The sequence below is a fragment of the Vogesella mureinivorans genome (assembly GCF_007644035.1).
Taxonomy (GTDB): Bacteria; Pseudomonadota; Gammaproteobacteria; order Burkholderiales; family Chromobacteriaceae; genus Vogesella; species Vogesella mureinivorans.
This window is the reverse complement of the sequence record NZ_VMTV02000556.1, coordinates 1-264: the sequence shown is the minus strand read 5'-3', so window position 1 is coordinate 264 and position 264 is coordinate 1. Positions and strand designations below refer to the sequence as shown.

Genomic DNA, 264 nt, shown 5'->3' with positions numbered 1-264 from the left:
CTCTTTAATCCGCGTTGTTTCCAGCCGTTGCTTTTCAGCGGCAATATTTTGCTGTTTGCGGGTGAATAAGGAATACCGGCGATCATCAATTAAACCGATTTCTCGTCCAAGCGGGGTCAAACGTTGATCGGCATTATCTGAACGCAACAGCAGCCGGTATTCAGATCGAGACGTGAGCATTCGGTAAGGTTCGCGCAAGTCTTTGGTACAGAGATCGTCAACTAAGGTGCCGATGTAACTTTGCTCACGCGGGAAAATAATCAT

At 47.3% G+C, this 264-nt stretch carries 1 pseudogene; it reads right to left on the bottom strand.

The features are described 5' to 3' along the window. A pseudogene (gene gidA, locus FLQ44_RS14525) lies at positions 1 to 264 on the bottom strand (tRNA uridine-5-carboxymethylaminomethyl(34) synthesis enzyme MnmG); the annotation flags it as partial.